The sequence below is a fragment of the Streptomyces sp. NTD91 genome (genome assembly GCF_059510455.1).
Map to the genome: position 1 here is coordinate 113,277 of NZ_JCAJZW010000008.1, position 15,796 is coordinate 129,072.

Annotated in this window: 10 protein-coding genes; 4 read left to right on the forward strand and 6 right to left on the reverse strand. The window is 72.5% G+C overall.

Going from position 1 to position 15,796, the window contains the following annotated elements:
• Nucleotides 1–265: 265 nt before the first annotated feature.
• Nucleotides 266–496 (forward strand): hypothetical protein, encoded by a 231-nt coding sequence (locus AC5WRT_RS12065; RefSeq protein ID WP_496100212.1) that lies wholly within the window; start codon nucleotides 266–268, stop codon nucleotides 494–496.
• Here AC5WRT_RS12065 and AC5WRT_RS12070 read toward each other — a convergent pair.
• On the reverse strand, nucleotides 462–1,958 hold the full coding sequence (locus tag AC5WRT_RS12070; RefSeq protein WP_496093178.1) for an acyl-CoA synthetase: 1,497 nt from the start codon (nucleotides 1,956–1,958) through the stop codon (nucleotides 462–464). The genes AC5WRT_RS12065 and AC5WRT_RS12070 overlap by 35 nt on opposite strands.
• Nucleotides 1,959–2,157: 199 nt before the next feature.
• On the opposite strand from AC5WRT_RS12070, the gene AC5WRT_RS12075 reads away from it, so the two are divergent.
• The 3 genes from AC5WRT_RS12075 (at nucleotide 2,158) to AC5WRT_RS12085 (ending at nucleotide 7,683) form a co-directional block, all read left to right on the forward strand.
• A complete protein-coding gene (locus AC5WRT_RS12075) occupies nucleotides 2,158–3,591 on the forward strand; it encodes a cytochrome P450 (protein ID WP_496100213.1) in 1,434 nt (477 codons plus the stop codon).
• 73 nt (nucleotides 3,592–3,664) lie between these two features.
• Entirely contained in the window at nucleotides 3,665–4,582 is a 918-nt protein-coding gene (locus tag AC5WRT_RS12080) for a (-)-alpha-amorphene synthase (RefSeq protein WP_496093176.1), read from the forward strand.
• Nucleotides 4,583–4,773: 191 nt separating this feature from the next.
• Nucleotides 4,774–7,683 (forward strand): ATP-binding protein, encoded by a 2,910-nt coding sequence (locus AC5WRT_RS12085; protein ID WP_496093175.1) that lies wholly within the window; start codon nucleotides 4,774–4,776, stop codon nucleotides 7,681–7,683.
• Between the two features lie 36 nt (nucleotides 7,684–7,719).
• Here AC5WRT_RS12085 and AC5WRT_RS12090 read toward each other — a convergent pair whose 3' ends face one another.
• The 5 genes from AC5WRT_RS12090 to AC5WRT_RS12110 all read right to left on the reverse strand — a co-directional run bounded on the left by AC5WRT_RS12090 (nucleotide 7,720) and on the right by AC5WRT_RS12110 (nucleotide 15,483).
• The gene (locus tag AC5WRT_RS12090) at nucleotides 7,720–9,273 is read right to left on the reverse strand and encodes an acyl-CoA synthetase (protein WP_496093258.1); all 1,554 of its coding nucleotides are present in this window, start codon (nucleotides 9,271–9,273) and stop codon (nucleotides 7,720–7,722) included.
• Nucleotides 9,267–10,379, reverse strand: a complete 1,113-nt coding sequence (locus AC5WRT_RS12095) for an NAD(P)H-dependent flavin oxidoreductase (protein WP_496093174.1) — start codon at nucleotides 10,377–10,379, stop codon at nucleotides 9,267–9,269. The genes AC5WRT_RS12090 and AC5WRT_RS12095 overlap by 7 nt, the downstream gene beginning before the upstream one ends.
• Before the next feature lie 79 nt (nucleotides 10,380–10,458).
• Entirely contained in the window at nucleotides 10,459–12,024 is a 1,566-nt protein-coding gene (locus AC5WRT_RS12100; protein ID WP_496093173.1) for a phytoene desaturase family protein, read from the reverse strand.
• Nucleotides 12,025–12,368: 344 nt separating this feature from the next.
• Nucleotides 12,369–14,519 (reverse strand): serine/threonine-protein kinase, encoded by a 2,151-nt coding sequence (locus tag AC5WRT_RS12105; protein ID WP_496093172.1) that lies wholly within the window; start codon nucleotides 14,517–14,519, stop codon nucleotides 12,369–12,371.
• A 121-nt stretch (nucleotides 14,520–14,640) separates the two neighbouring features.
• A complete protein-coding gene (locus AC5WRT_RS12110) occupies nucleotides 14,641–15,483 on the reverse strand; it encodes an oxygenase MpaB family protein (RefSeq protein WP_496093171.1) in 843 nt (280 codons plus the stop codon).
• Nucleotides 15,484–15,796 lie beyond the last annotated feature (313 nt).

Below are 15,796 nucleotides of genomic sequence, written 5' to 3' on the forward strand. Positions count from 1 at the left end.
CAGCGCGCGGGTCTGGTCCGTGCCACCCGCGTGGGCAAGTGGACCCACTACAAGCGGGACGAGCAGCGCATCGCCGACCTGGTCGCGGAGCTCGGGCAGACACTCCAGACCTCGCGTCGTCCTTCCCCCCGCCGTCGTCCCCGGCCGCGTCCACTCCCCCGCTGCCCCCGGTCGCACCCGGCCCCCTTGCGGCTCACATCGAGATTCTGCGACATCTCGAATCGAGCAGGCACAGCGATCGATCCGTCTCGCGCGGGAGCACCCCATGGACCTCGGAACCTTCGGGATCTACACCGTCGACTTCGAGCACCGGGCGGCCGCGCTGATCCGGGACTCGGTCCAGGAACCGGAGGACCTGGGCCGACGGACGGTCTGGATCCCGGAGGCGCTCGGGCGGGACGCGTTCACGAACGCCGGGTGTCTGCTCGCCTCCACGCGACACCGGCCGGCCGGGAACTCGGCTAACCACCGAAGCGGTCCCGCAAGGCGCGCTTGAGGATCTTCCCGCTGGCGTTGCGCGGCAACTCAGCGACGAACAGTACTCGCTTGGGCGCCTTGAAGGGGGCGAGCTTCTCCTTCACGTGCGCGATCAGCTGCTCCTGCGTCACCTCGCCGCGCGGGACGACGACCGCGGTGACGGCCTCGATCCACCGCTCGTCGGGCAGGCCGATCACGGCGGCCTCGGCGACCGCCTCGTGCGTGTAGAGGGCGTCCTCGACCTGGCGTGAGGCCACCAGGACACCACCGGAGTTGATGACGTCCTTCACCCGGTCCACGATCGTGAAGTAGCCGTCGGCGTCGCGCACCGCGAGGTCCCCGGAGTGGAACCAGCCGTCCCGGAAGGCATCGGCGGTCTCCTCGGGCTTGTCCCAGTAGCCCTCGCACAACTGCGGTGAGCGGTAGACGATCTCCCCGGGTGTGCCGTCGGGCACGTCCTCGCCCCTGTCGTCCACGACACGGGCGTCCACGAACAGCACGGTCCGCCCGCAGGAGTCGAGCCGGCCCTCGTGCTCGTCGGGTCCGAGCACCGTGGCCAGCGGGCCGATCTCGCTCTGCCCGAAGCAGTTGTAGAAGGCAAGCCGCGGCAACCGCTCGCGCAGCCGCTCCAGCACCGGCACGGGCATGATCGAGGCACCGTAGTAGGCCTTGCGCAGCCCGTCGAGGTCACGGGTGGCGAAGTCGGGCCGGTTGGCCAGGCCGATCCACACGGTGGGCGGCGCGAACAGGCTGTCCACACGCCCCGTCTCGATCAGCTCGAACAGCCGCTCCCCGTCGGGCGCGTCCAGGATGATGTTCGTCGCGCCGACCGCGAGGTAGGGCAGCAGGAACACGTGCATCTGGGCCGAGTGGTAGAGCGGCAGCGCGTGCACCGGTCGGTCGCCGGCGCTCAGGTCCAGGGCGGTGATCGCGCTCAGGTACTCGTGCACCAGGGCCCGGTGGGTCATCATGGCGCCCTTGGGCAGGGCGGTCGTACCGGAGGTGTACAGCAGCTGCGCCAGGTCCTCCGCGCGGGGTCCGGGACCGTCGTACGGCGGCGCGTCCGCAAGCCGCGCGAGGAGCGAGCCGTCGGTGTCCCGCAGCGGCAATGCCCGCACGCCGTGCGGGAGCCGGCCGGCGAGGTCCGGGTCGGCGAGGGCGAGGGTGCTGCCGGACTGGCCGACGAGGTACGCCAGGTCGTCACCGGTGAGGTTCTGGTTCACCGGCACGTGGACCAGGCCCGCGCGGGCACAGGCGAGGAAACCGATCAGGTAGGCGTCCGAGTTGTGGCCGTAGGCGCCGACCCGGTCGCCGGGCGTGAGACCTTCCGCGAGCAGCACCGAGGCCGCCCGGGAGACGGCGTCGTCGAGTTCCTCGTACGTCCAGCGACGCTCGCCGTACTCCACCGCGAGGCGGGCCGGGGTGCGCCGGGCGCTGCGCCGCAGCACCCCGTCGACCGTGCTGCCGTGTCCCTGGGTCATGGCTCATGATCCTGGAGCCGGGGCGCAGACAGGTCAAGCGTGCGCCGGATTCAGCTCTTTGCTTCCGCGTGCTCCCGTGCGCCCCTGTGCAGAAAGGTTTCCGGAAACCGCGCGCCGATGAACCTGGGCAGGACAGGTGGCAGGTCAAGACCGGAACGGCGCCACACACTTCGCGTGTCACGTCGGACAGGAGGTACGCATGAGCCGTGCTGAGCCCGAACGGAAACGGACGTGGACGACAGGTACTGCTCCCGGCATATTCCCGCTCCTCGGCCACGGTATCGCCTTCTACCGCCGGCCGCTGGCGTTTCTGAATTCCCTGCCCGCGCACGGCGATCTGGTCGAGATACGGCTGGGCCCGCAGCGCGCGTGGATGGTGTGCCACCCCGAACTGACCCACGACGTGCTCATGGACCCGCACGCCTTCGACAAGGGGGGCCCGCTCTACGACAGGCTCGGCAGGCTGATGGGCGACGGCCTGGTCACCTGCCGGCAGTCGGCGCACCGGGACAAGCGCAGGCTGCTGCAACCCGCCTTCCGGCCCTCCCACGTGACCGCCTACACCGACCTCGTCGCCGAGGAGGCCGAGGCGGTGTGCCGCGCCTGGCAGCCGGGCCGGACGGTGCCCGTCACCGAGGCGATGACGGCCCTGACGACCCGCGTGATCAGCCGGGTCCTGCTCTCCGACTCGCTGGACGACGCGACGGCCGCCGAGGTACGGGACTGTCTCACCGACGTCGTCCGTGGCCTGTTCGTCCGCACCGTCGTGCCGATCGACGCCCTCTTCCGCCTCCCGACGCCCGCCAACCGCCGCTACCGGCGCGCGCTCTCCCGCCTGCACGCGATCATCGACGCGGCGATCGAGGAACGGCACCGGGGGGCCGAGCGCGACGACGTGCTGGGCACCCTGCTCGCGGCCGCGCACGGCGCCGGCGCGGCGAGACCGATCACCGACCAGGAGGTCCACGACCACCTGATCACACTGCTGCTCACCGGCACCGAGACCCAGGCGCTGTGTCTGGCCGCCGCCTTCAGCCTGCTGGCCCGCCACCCGGAGGCGGAGCGCCGCCTGCACGCCGAGGTCGACTCCGTCCTCGCCGGAGGCCGGCGCCCCGGCGCCGACGACCTGCCGCAGCTCGTCCACACCCGGTGCGTCGTCCGGGAGACGCTGCGCCACTCCTCCCCCGGCTGGCTCTTCACCCGCGTCACCACCAGGGAGACGGAACTGGCCGGGTGCCGTCTGCCCGAGGGAGCCACCGTTCTGTACAGCCCCTACCTCCTGCACCACGATCCCGCCTCGTTCCCCGACCCCGAGCGCTTCGACCCGGACCGCTGGCTGCCGGGACGGCCCACCGCCGAACAGCGCCGCGCGATGATGCCGTTCTCCACGGGCAGCCGTAAATGCCTCGGCGACGAGTTCGCCGTGGTGGAGGCCACTGCGGCGCTCGCGACCATCGCGGGCCGCCGACGGTTGCGCCATCTGCCGGGGTTCGTCGAACGGCCCCCGCGCCCCGGCATCACCATGGGGCCGCGTTCCTTGGTCATGGCCTGCGAGGACCGTGCACAGGCAGCGGCCGCCCAGCGCGCATCGGAGCCCCGAACGGCAGGTGACCACGTTGTCGGCAACGCATGAGGACACCACGGCCGGCGTGCCGGACCGGACTGCGCTTCCCACTCTCAGGGACCTGATAGACACCCACCTCCACATGCCTTTCCCGTTCCTGCGCAATCCCCATGAGGCCGAGGCCGCCGCCGGCGTCGACACATGGCTGAGCACGTGGGGGCTGAGTGACGAACCAGGCGTGACGGCGATGATCACCCGGACCCGCCCCGCCGAACTCGCGTCCTGCAACAGCCCCGCCGTGGATTCCGGGCTCCTGCAGATCACGGCCGACCAGATCGCCTATCAGTTCGTCTTCGACGACCGCGCCGAGGACCTCGGTCGGCGCTCTCCGGACCGGCTCCTGCCGATGCTGTGCGAGAGCGTCGCGATCCTGCGGGACGGCCGACCACCCAGCACCCGTCTCGGAGCGGCTCTGGCCGATCTCCTCCGACGGGTACGTGAGCGGTGCACGCCCGGGCAGGCCGCGCGCTGGGCCTGGAAGAGCCGCGAATACGTGCACGGCCTGCTGTACGAAGCGGTGGCCCAGACCAGGCCCGCCCTCCTGCGGACCGAAGTCTGCACCGCCGTACGGTCGTTGACCGCGGGCGTCGAGCCGTTCTACCCGCTGTGCGAGGCCGCCCAGCCGCGGGAACTGTCCCCGCGCGAACTCCACCACCCCCTCGTGCAGCGGATCGGCCGGCTGTCGGCCGACGCGGCGGTGTGGATTCCGGACCTGTTCTCCGCGGTGAAGGAGCAGCGGGCGGGCGACATGATCAACTTGGCCCTGGCCCGGCAGCGCGAACACCGGTGCTCGCTGCAGGCCGCCGTCCTTCTGGCCATCCGGCAGATCAACGGCACGATCGAGGAGGTCCAAGAGCTCCGCGCCGAGGTCGAACCGCAGTTGAGCCCCGCGGGCGTCGGCTACGTGGAGGGCATGACCGGCTGGATCGGCGGGTGCTACCACTGGTCCCGCACGGTGCCCCGCTACGCCGATGTGGCGTCGGTGCCCGCCGTGCCGTGAACAGGCCCGGCGCACTCGGCGAAGGCGCCGGGCGAGCGGAGCGCATCCGTGTCTCATACCCAGCGGGCGGGCATTTTCCCACCTCGCGGCTCCAGGATTCATCCCATGGTGTCCCGTCGGGCCTGCCGGATCTGGATCGGGCGTACCCTCGGGTTCCACGGCCGAACGACCCCATGAAGGCGGTACGGCACATGGCGATGGAGCCGCGCCAACCGGTCCCGGAGCAACAGACGCTGATCGAGCGCACCCGGGAGCTTCAGGCCCTCGACGCCGCGTTCCGCGAGCTGCGAGGCACCAGGGACGGCCGGCCGCGGGCGCGGCGCAGGGGACTGCTCGCCTTCACCGGGCCGGCCGGACTGGGCAAGACGGCACTGATCGCACAGGCCCGGGAACGGGCCGCGAAGTACGGATGCACGGTGCTGTCGGGCAGGGGCGGGGAGGCGGAACAGGGGTCTGCGTTCCGCGTGGTGCGCCAGTTGCTGCAGCCCTCCCTGGCCACCATGGACGCGGCCCAGCTCCGTGACCTCCTGGGAAGCTGGTACGACATCGTGGCCGCCGTGCTCGGCCTCGAGGCGAAGGGGCCCGTCCCCGCCCCCGACCCGACCGGGGTCCGCGAAGGTCTCGACTGGGTCATGACACGCCTGACGGTGAACAAGGCCCCCGTCGTCCTGCTCCTGGACGACCTGCACTGGGCGGACCCCGAGTCCCTGAAGTGGCTCGCCTCCTTCGCCCCACGGGTGGATGACCTCCCCCTGCTGATCGTGGCCACCTACCGGTCCGACGAACTGCCGCCGGAGGCGGGCGAACTGCGCACGCTCGCGGGACACCACGGGGAGCGGCCCCACGACCTGTCGCTGCTCACCCCCGACGGCGTGGCCCGGATCGTCAGGAAGGAACTCGGCGCGACGGCCGAGGAACGGTTCTGCGAGGAATGCTGGTCAGCCACCGGCGGGAGCCCCTTCGAAGCGGTGGAGCTCGCCATCGGACTCGGTGAGCGCCACCTCCGGGGCACCGAGGACGACCTGCCCGCGATGCGCGAGCTCGCCGCGGCGATCAAGGGTCCGGGACTGATCGAGCGGCTGGAGCGGCTCGACACCGGGACGGTCCGCTTCGCGCACATCGCGGCCGTACTGGGCTCACCCTTCTCCCCGCAGCTCGCCGCCACCATCGCGGCGCTCGGCGAGGAGCAAACGGCCGGGACGATCCGGAGGCTGCGCGCGGCCAGGATCCTGGCCGACGGCCACGGCACCGACGGCGAGATCGAGTTCGTCCACCCCCTGATCGCCACGACGATCTACCAGTCCATCCGCCCGGCCTTCCGGGCCGGCCTGCACAACGCCGCCGGGGAAACCGTGCTGGCCATGGGACTCGGCCCCACCGCAGCCGCCCGCCATCTGCTGGAGGTCCCCTGCGAGGGCAGGCGCGAGGCGGTCACCTGTTTCCGCGAGGCCGCTCGCGAGTATCTGCGCGCCGGAGCGACCGAGGCCGCCCGGCGTCTGCTGAGCCGCGCACTGCGGGAACCGCCCCTTCCCGAGGACCGTCCCGCCGTCCTGCACGAACTCGCGTGCGCCACGTTCCTGATCGAACCCACGGCCACGGTGAGGCACCTGCGCCAGGCCCTGGCCGAGCCCGATGTCGACCCCGAGCTACGCGCCTCCATCGTGTTCCGGCTGACGCAGGCTCTGGCCCACACCGATCAGCTGGCCGAGGCCGTGAGCGTGGCCACCGAGGAAGCCGGACAGGCCAGGAACCCGCGTGTCAAACTGCGTATGCAGGCCGACCAGTTCGTCTGGGGCATGTTCAGCGCCGACGACCGCGACTCACCCGCGCGTTCGCGGACCCTCGCACGTCTGGCCGAGCAGTTGCCCGGCCGCAGCCTCGAGGAGCGCTCCATCCTGGGACTGCGGGCCTGGGACGCCGTCCTGCGGGGCGAACCGCGGCAGACCGCGCTCGCGTATGCCGAGAGGGCCCTGCACGGCGGCATGAGCTGGACCGACGAGAACCGGGGGTTCGAGGTACCCGCTTCGGTGGCACTGGTCTTCATGTACGGCGACCGGCCGCGACGAGCCGAAGAACTGTTCGGCAAGGGCATCGCGGAGTGCGAGGCCAAGGGGTGGCGCGGGTCCCACCTGGCCCTCGGCCAGACACTCGCCGGCTACATCCGGTACCGCCGCGGATGCCTGGCCGAGGCCGACGATCTGGTCCGGGAGGGTCTGCGCATCGCCGGCGAGGTGGAAGGGGCGGTCCCCGCCCAGTGGTTCGCCCTCGGCATCCTGATCCAGACGCTGCTGGCCCGCGGCCGCGTCGCCGAGGCGCGCGCCGTCGCGGACGAACACCACTTCGGTGAGACGACGCTCAACGCGGTCGTCTATCCCGACCCCCGCACCGTCTACGCGGAACTGCTCCTGGCCGAGGGACGGCACGCCGAAGCCGTACCGCTGCTGTACTCGGTCGGGGAGTGGCTGGACGGGCGGGGCTGGCGCAATCCGGCGTGGTGTCCGTGGCAGTCGCGGCTCGCGGCCGCGCTCGCCCCCACCGCGCCGGAGGAGGCGGCCGGCCATGCCCGGGACGCAGTGAGGCGCGCCCGGCGCTTCGGCTCCGCCTCCGCCGTCGGCCAGGCCCTGCACACCCTGGCCGAGGTGACCGGCGGTCCGGCGGCACTCGATCTGTACGCGCAGGCCGTCGAGCACCTGGAACAGTCGCCCGCCGCCTGTGAACTCGCCCGCGCCCAGATCGGGCACGGCGCCGCGCTGTCCCGCAACGGACGGTTGCAGGAGGCCGCCGACCGGCTCTACCAAGGGCTGGAGGGCGCCGTCCACTGCGGGGCTGAGGCGCTGGCGGCCCGGGCCAGGACGGAGCTCTCGACAGCCGGTCTGCGCCCGCTTCCGCTGCGCTACGTGCAGGCGGACACCCTGTCCGCCCAGGAACGCCGCGCCGCCGAACTGGTCGTCCAGGGGCATCCGGCGGCGGTGGTCGCCAAGGAGCTGCGCCTGACCGAGCAGGGCGTGCGGCAGTTGCTGTCCAGCGTGTACCGCAAAATGGGCACCGACTCCTCGGGCCTCGCCGGTTGCCTGGAGGGCTGCTCTCCGTCTCGCTCCTGAAGCCGTGATGGGCCCGGGCCGAGTGACGCCCGCTGCTCACACGGGCCTGCTGCGTCCCGCCCAGTACGGGTCCCGCAACCGCCGTTTGTACAGCTTGCCATTGGGATCGCGGGGCATCTCGGCGACGAAGTCGACGCTTCTCGGCCGTTTGTAGCCGGCGAGCCGCTGCGTGCAGTGATCGAGCAGGGCGGCGGCGAGGGACGGGCCCGGCTCGTGCCCGGGGGCCGGTTCGACGACCGCCTTGACCTCCTCGCCCCAGTCGTCGTGCGGGACACCGAAGGCGGCGGCGTCGGCGACGGCCGGGTGGGACAGCAGCACGGCCTCGATCTCGGCCGGGTAGACGTTGACCCCACCGGAGATGATCATGTCGATCTTGCGGTCGCGCAGGAACAGGTAGCCGTCCTCGTCCACGTATCCGAGGTCGCCGACGGTGAAGAAGTCGCCGATGCGGTTCCTGCGGGTCTTGGCCTCGTCCTTGTGGTAGGAGAAGCCGCCGGTGCTCATCTTCATGTAGACCGTGCCCAGTCGGCCGGGCGGGAGCCGGTTGCCGTCGTCGTCGAAGACGGCGAGTTCGCTGATCGGCCAGGCCTTGCCCACGGTGCCGGGTTTCTTCAGCCAGTCCTCCGCGGTGGCGAAGGCGCCGCCGCCTTCGCTGGCCGCGTAGTACTCCTCCACGCAGTGGCCCCACCAGTCGATCATGGCCCGCTTGACGTGGTCGGGGCAGGGGGCGGCGCCATGGATGGCGTGCCGCATCGACGAGACGTCGTAGCGGGCCTTCACCGCGTCGGGGAGGGCCAGCAGGCGATGGAACTGGGTCGGGACCATGTGGGTGTGCGTGCACCGGTGGGTGTCGATGAGGCGGAGCATCTCCTTCGGGGTCCACTTGTCCATGAGGACCAGGTGGTGGCCGATGTGCAGGGAGGCGCCCGCGAACTGCAGGACGGCCGTGTGGTACAGCGGCGAACAGACCAGGTGGACGTTGTCGTCGAACGGCTTGATGCCGAAGATCCCGAGGAAGCCGCCCAGATGGGACTCCTCGGGCGCCGTGCCGGGCAGGGGGCGGCGGATGCCGCGCGGCCGTCCCGTCGTACCGGAGGTGTAGTTCATGACCCAGCCCAGCTCCCGGTCGGCGGGTGGTGACTCCGGTTGTCCGTCCAGGAGTTGGGCGTACGGCCGGAAGCCGCCTGCCTCGCCGACCGCGTACCGGCGGGTGGCGGGCAGTCCCGCCTCGTCAGCGGCGGCGCGTGCCTGGTCGGCGAACCGCTCGTGGGCGATGACCACCTTGGCCCCGGAGTCGGCGACGATCCAGGCGATCTCGGGGCCGACGAGGTGGTGGTTGACCGGGACCAGATAGAACCCGGCCTGGGTGGCGGCCAGGTAGGCCGCGATGAACTCCGCGCCGTTGGGCAGGACGACGGCGAAGGCGTCGCCGCGTCCCAGGCCGGCCGCGCGCAGGCCGTGGACGAGCCGGTTGGCGGCCGCGTTCAGGCGTCCGGCGGTCCATGCCTCGCCGTCGGGGGCGATGAGGACCGTGCGGTCGGGGTGCTGTGCGGCTTGTGCCCAGAATCCGGCGGGGGGTGTGCTCACGATCGGCCGCTCCTTCCGGCGATGCTGTTGATGCGGTCCACGGCCCTCTCGAAGCCGCGGGTGAGGTCGTCGAAGACGGCCTGCACGCTGCGTTCGCCGGTCATCCGGCCGACGATCTGCCCGACCGGCGTGCCGAGCAGCGGTTCCACCTCGTACTTCTGGATCCGGGACACCGCCTCGGCCACCAGCAGTCCCTGCAACGGCATGGGCAGGGTGCCGGGTCCGGCCGGGTCGTCCCAGGCGTCGGTCCACTCCGTACGGAGCTGACGTGCGGGTTTGCCGGTGAGGGCGCGGGAGCGGACGGTGTCGTCGGAGGTGGCCGCGAGGAGCTTGCGGGTCAGGGCAGGTGAGTGCAGATCCGCTTCTGTGGTGGCCAGCCACACGGAGCCCAGCCACACACCCTGCGCGCCCAGCGCGAGCGCGGCGGCCACCTGTTGGCCGCTGCCGATGCCGCCGGCCGCCAGGACGGGCAGCGGGTCGACGGCGTCCACGATCTCGGGTGTGAGCACCATGGTGGCGATCTCCCCGGTGTGGCCGCCGGCCTCGTAGCCCTGGGCGACGACGACGTCGATGCCCGCCTCCTGGTGCTTGCGGGCGTGCCGGGCGCTGCCCGCGAGGGCGGCGACGAGCACGCCGCGGTCCTGGGCGCGGGCGACGACATCGGCGGGCGGGGAACCGAGCGCGTTGGCGAGCAGCTTGATGGGGTGGTCGAAGGCGACGTCGAGCTGGGTGCGGGCGACCTGCTCCATCCAGCCGGTGATCCGCCACCCGGAGGCCTCGTCCTCGGCCAACTCGGGAACGCCGTACTCGGCGAGCGTCTCGCGCACGAACCGCCGGTGCCCCTCGGGGATCATCGCCTCGATGTCGGCCTCGGTCACGCCCCCGACCGTCTTCGCGGGCATGACGACGTCCAGCCCGTAGGGCCGGCCGCCGGCGTGCGCGTCGAGCCAGTCGAGATCGCGTGTGAGCTCGTCGGGATCGGTGTAGCGGACCGCGCCGAGCACGCCGAAGCCGCCGGCCCGGCTGATGGCCGCGGCGACGGCGGGGAACGGTGTGAAGCCGAAGACGGCGTGCTCGATTCCCAGTTTCCTGCTCAGCTCCGTCTGCATGCGCGCAGGATGCCGCAGCCTGTCGGAGGAGGGAAGAGATAGCTGACGATCCGTCAGATCTATGGCCGGCGGCCCCGGGTCACGAGGTGGTCTCCAGTACCGCCATCGCCGCGTTGTGTCCCGGTACGCCGCTCACTCCTCCCCCGCGCACGGCGCCCGCGCCGCACAGCAGGACGTTCGCGTGCCGGGTCTCCACTCCCCAACGGCCCGAAGCCTCCTCGGCGCAGGGCCAGGACAGGGCGCGGTGGAAGATGTTGCCGCCGGGCAGCCTGAGGTCCCGTTCGAGGTCCAGCGGGGTCTTCGCCTCGATGCAGGGGCGACCGTCGGCGTCGGTGGCCAGGCAGTCGGCGAGAGGTTCGGCGAGATGGGCGTCGAGCTGGGCCAGGGTCGACTTCAGCAGCTCCTCGCGTACGGCGTCGTTGTCCCGGTCGAAGAGCCGGGCCGGGGCGTGCAGGCCGAACAGGGTGAGCGTCTGGTAACCGCGCTCGGCGAGGTCGGGGCCGAGGATGGTGGGGTCGGTCAGGGAGTGGCAGTAGATCTCCGAGGGCGGGACGGCGGGGAGTTCACCGGCGGCGGCCTGGGCGTGTGCGGTGGCGAGCTGCTGGTATCCCTCGGCGATGTGGAAGGTGCCGGCGAACGCCTCGCGTGGATCGACGGCCGCATCGCGCAGCCTCGGCAGCCGGGTGAGCAGCATGTTGACCTTGAGCTGGGCGCCCTCGGCGGGCTCGGGTGCCGGGTCGCCCGTCAGGGTGGCCAGCTCCTGCGGGGAGGCGTTCACCAGGACGTGCCGGGCGGCGGCGACGCCCTCGCCGTCGGCCGTGCGGTAGGTGACCTCGGCATGGTTTCCGTCGGTGGCGATCCGGACCGCCTCGTGCCCGGTCGCGATGACCGCGCCCGCGGATCGCGCCGCCGCGGCCAGGGCGTCGGTGAGGGCGCCCATGCCGCCGACGGGCACGTCCCAGGCGCCGGTGCCACCGCCGATGACGTGGTAGAGGAAGCAGCGGTTCTGGGTGAGGGAGGGGTCATGGGCGTCGGCGAAGGTGCCGATCAGGGCATCGGTGAGGACCACGCCGCGCACCAGGTCGTCCGTGAAGTTCTCCTCGACGGCGACGCCGATCGGCTCCTCGAACAGGCTTCGCCAGGCGGTCTCGTCGTCGATGCGGTGGCGCAGTTCGTCACGGGAGGGCAGGGGCTCGGTGAGGGTGGGGAAGACGCGCTCGGCGACGCGCGCGGTCATGCCGTAGAAGCGCTGCCAGGCCTCGTACTCGCTTTCGCCGCCGGTCAGCCGGGCGAAGGCCTCCCGGGTGCGCTGCTCGCCGCCGCCGACGAGAAGTCCGGTGGGCCGGCCGTCGCGCTCCGCCGGGGTGTAGGAGGAGATGGTGCGGGCGCGCACCTGGAAGCCGAGTCCGAGGTCCCGGACGATCTTCTGCGGCAGCAGGCTGACCAGGTACGAGTAGCGCGAAAGCCGGGCGTCGACGCCGGCGAAGGGGCGGGTGGAGATCGCGGCGCCGCCGGTGTGGTCCAGCCGTTCCAGCACCAGGACCGAACGGCCGGCGCGGGCCAGGTAGGCGGCGGCCACCAGGCCGTTGTGTCCGCCGCCGACGATGACGGCGTCGTAGGTGCGGGTGTGTGCGTTGGCAGGCATGGTTCTTCGTAACACGCGATGATCCACGACGGCCAGAGGCATGCCCCGCCCGGGGACGGAGCGGTCTCGGCCGGGTGACCGCGCCGGCGGCCTGAGCCGGCCGGGCCGGGCGGTGGGGGGCGGCCGGGCCGGGCGGTGGGGGGCGGCCGGGCCGGGCGGTGGGGGGCGGGGAGACCGGGTCGCTGGGCCCCGAACGGACGGCCACGGAGAGGGCCTGCCCCTCACACGCCTCACCCGGACGGCCCGAGGTCGCACACCGCGGCCGGTGCCGGGCGACGTACCCGGGCGCGGCTCCCGGCGTCCTCCTCGGGCCGGACGACTCGGGCGGTCGGCGACCCGGGTGGTCAGGCTCCGCCCGGTGCGAGCCGGCGGCGGACCACCGCGACCCTGCGGTAGAGCTCCCCCGCCTCGGTGCTCCGGCCGAGCCGTTCCAGGCAGTGCGCCTCGTCGCCGCGGGCGGCGAGAGTGTCGGGGTGGTCCGGGCCGAGGTTCTGCTCACGGGTGACGGCGAGGCGGCGGTACTCGGTGAGGGCCTCCGCCCAGCACCCCAGCCAGCCGAGCGCGACCGCGACCTCACGGCGGCTGACCAGCGTGTCGGGGTGGGCGGGCCCCAGCGTCTGCTCGCGGAGCAGACAGACGTCCCGCGCCTCGGCGAGGGCGTCCTCCCAGCGTCCGAGCCGGCCGAGGTTGACCCCGAGGCCGTGCCGGGCGCGCAGGGTCTCGGGGTGGGTGGGGCCCTGCACGCGGGTGCGGTCCGTGATCAGCGCACGGTACTCGCGCAGGGCGTCCGCGCCGCGGCCGAGGCGACCGAGGCTGAGGGCGGTCTCGTAGCGGGCGGCGAGGGTGTCGGGGTGGTCGGCGCCCAGGACCCGGGCCCGGGCCCCCGCGACCTCGCGGTAGATGTCCAGCGACTCCTCCCAACAACCCGACTGGCCCCGGACGTAGGCGAGTTCGCAGCGCGAGACCAGGGTGTCGGGGTGGTCGGGGCCGAGCACCCGGGCCCGGACGGCGGCCACCTCCCGGGCCGTGCGGCAGGCGTCGTCCAGGCGGCCGAGCCGGCCGAGCGCGCAGGCGAGGTTGTGCCGGCAGCGCAGGGTGTCGGGATGGTCGGTCCCCTGGACGCGCACCCGGGCGGCCAGCACCTCCGTGTACACCTGGTGGGCCTCGAAGTGCCGGCCCAGCCGACCCAGCGCATAGGCGGTGTCCTGCCGGGCGGCGAGGGTGTCGGGGTGGTCGGCGCCGAGCAACCGGGCACCGGTCTCGGCGAGGTCCGTGTAGGCGGCCAGCGCCTCGGTGACGCGGCCGGCGCGGAGCAACGCGCAGGCGGACTCGTGTCGGCCGGCCAGGGCCTTGGGGCCTTCGGCGCCTGGGCGCTCCGCGCGCCGTACCGGCATGGCCCGTCGAGCGGCCGCCGACCCCCGGTGGCCGGACGCGGCCACGTGACCGAGGTCTCCTGCCGGATACGGCTCCGCCTCCCGTCGGGGTGCGCTCCATCGGCCCGACAGTGCCGCCCCCGCGTCCGGGGGCAGGGCGCCGGGTCCCGTGCCCAGTGCCTTGTGGCCGGTGGTCAGGCCGCAGGTCCAGGACGGCAGGCGGGCTGCGCCTCTGCCCTCCTGGACCTCAACGCCCCTGACCCGGGTGCCGTTCGGCCGATCGGCCCGGAGCCGACTGACCAACTCTGCTGCATCGCAAGGCCGTTCCTCGGGTCGCTTGGCGAGGAGGCCGAGGATGATCCCCTCGAGGCGGCGGGGCAGGTCCGGACGCAGTGCGCGCGGGGGCCGGGGCGGGGTGTCGCGGTGGCCGATGAGGATCGCCCAGGCGTCCTCAAGGTCGAACGGTGGTGCGCCGGTGGCGATCTCGTACAGCACGCAGCCCAGCGAGTACAGGTCGCTGCGCTGGTCCAGACCGTCGCCGACGATCTGTTCCGGGGACATGTAGTGCGGGGTGCCCAGGGCAACGCCGGTGCCGGTCAGCCGGGCGGTGAAGCCGATGCCGTGGCCGAGCCGAGCGATGCCGAAGTCGCAGATCTTCACCGTTCCGTCCGTCAGCCGCACGATGTTGCCCGGCTTCAGGTCGCGGTGCACGACGCCTCGCCGATGGGTGTATTCGAGGGCGACGGCGACCTGGTCGGCGATGTCCTCCACCTCGTCCACCGGCAGCGGATGCCCCTTGTTGTCCGCCAGCAGCCGGCTCAGGTCACGGCCGTCCAGCAACTCCATGACCAGGTACGGCATCCCGTCGAACTCGCCGAAGTCGTGGACGACCGTCACCCCGCGGTGGGACAGGGCGGCGGCCACTCGGGCCTCACGGCGGAACCGCTCCCGCAGGACGGGGGCGAGCGACGGGTCGTGGTACGGGCCGAGCGGCTTGAGACACTTCACCGCGACCTGCCGGCCAAGGGACTCGTCGCTGGCCCGCCACACCTCGCCCATCCCGCCACGCCCGATCAGGTCGAGCAGCCGGTACCGGCCCTGAACCAGCCTGTTCTCCCCCATAGCGATCCGCCGCCCCCGTCGCCGTCCGCCCCGCCGCCGGGTGGCCACCGCGGCACCGCGCCCGGCCGCACCGCGTCGGCCGGATCCGCACCACACCCCCCTGCTCGTCCAGTATGGCGGCCTATCGCCCGACTTTGTACGGTGCCGGACGCGCCTGCGGTCCCAGCCTCGCCGTGGCTCGCAGAATGTGTTTGGGCGGCAGTTGCCAGCGCACACGTGCGGGAACGCACCGCAGGAGGGCGCCCGCGGCCCGCAGTCGGCGGGTGACGGCCGCCGGTGCGGGGGCCGGTCTTCCGTACAACGCGTGGGCGTACGGCGGCAGAGCGGCGTACGCCAGGTGCGCCACGCGCCGCCACAGCACCTCGCGCGCGGGGACGAGGAGGGGATGCGTCGGAGGACGGAGCAGAAAGTCGTCCACCGCGCGTGCCTCGGGTCCCGCCGCCAGGTGCGGCCGCACCGCGTCGAAGTACGCGGCGAGTTCGGCCCGGCTCGCGGGTACGGCCTTGGGGTCGAGGCCCACCAGGCGCGCGCTGACCCGGTGTTCGGCTGTGTACCGGTCGGCCTGGGCGTCGGTGAGCGGGAAGCCGGAGCGGCGCAGGACGTGCAGGTAGGAGTCGATCTCCGCGCAGTGCACCCACAGCAGCAGCTCGGGTTCGTCGACGCCGTAGCGCTCACCGGTGTCCGGGTCGGTCGCCTTCAGCATGCTGTGGATCTTCCGCACCCGCGCGCCGGCCCGCTCGGCGGCCTCGGTCGTGCCGTACGTCGTCGTGCCGACGAAGTTCGCGGTGCGCATCAGACGGCCCCAGGCGTCGCTGCGGAAGTCCGAGTTCTGCATGACGCCGCGCACCGCGCGCGGGTGCAGGGCCTGCAGGTAGAGCGCGCGGATGCCGGCGACCCACATCATGGGGTCGCCATGCATCTGCCAGGTCACGGAGTTCGGCGTGAACAGCCCGGGGTCGCCCATGCCCGCAGGTGTGACCAGGATTGCTAGTTGGCACTAGCTGACGATCCTGACCTGCAGTAATGCCAACTAGATTCTGCCACTGGAGTATCGGCATCAGAGAGATAGTTGGCACAATGGTACAGCGCAGGTCACCAGGGGTGTCGCCGTAGTTGGTCGTCCAAGACGCGCAGCGATCTCGGCAACGGAGCCCCCGACCTGGCCCATGGTGCATGGGTTGTCCCGTGCTGCCGTGAGCGAGGCTCGATCGAGCGGCATAAGGCCATTTGGATACACGACGCGTGGTGATCTGGGAGCCCATCGCCGACTGACGCGG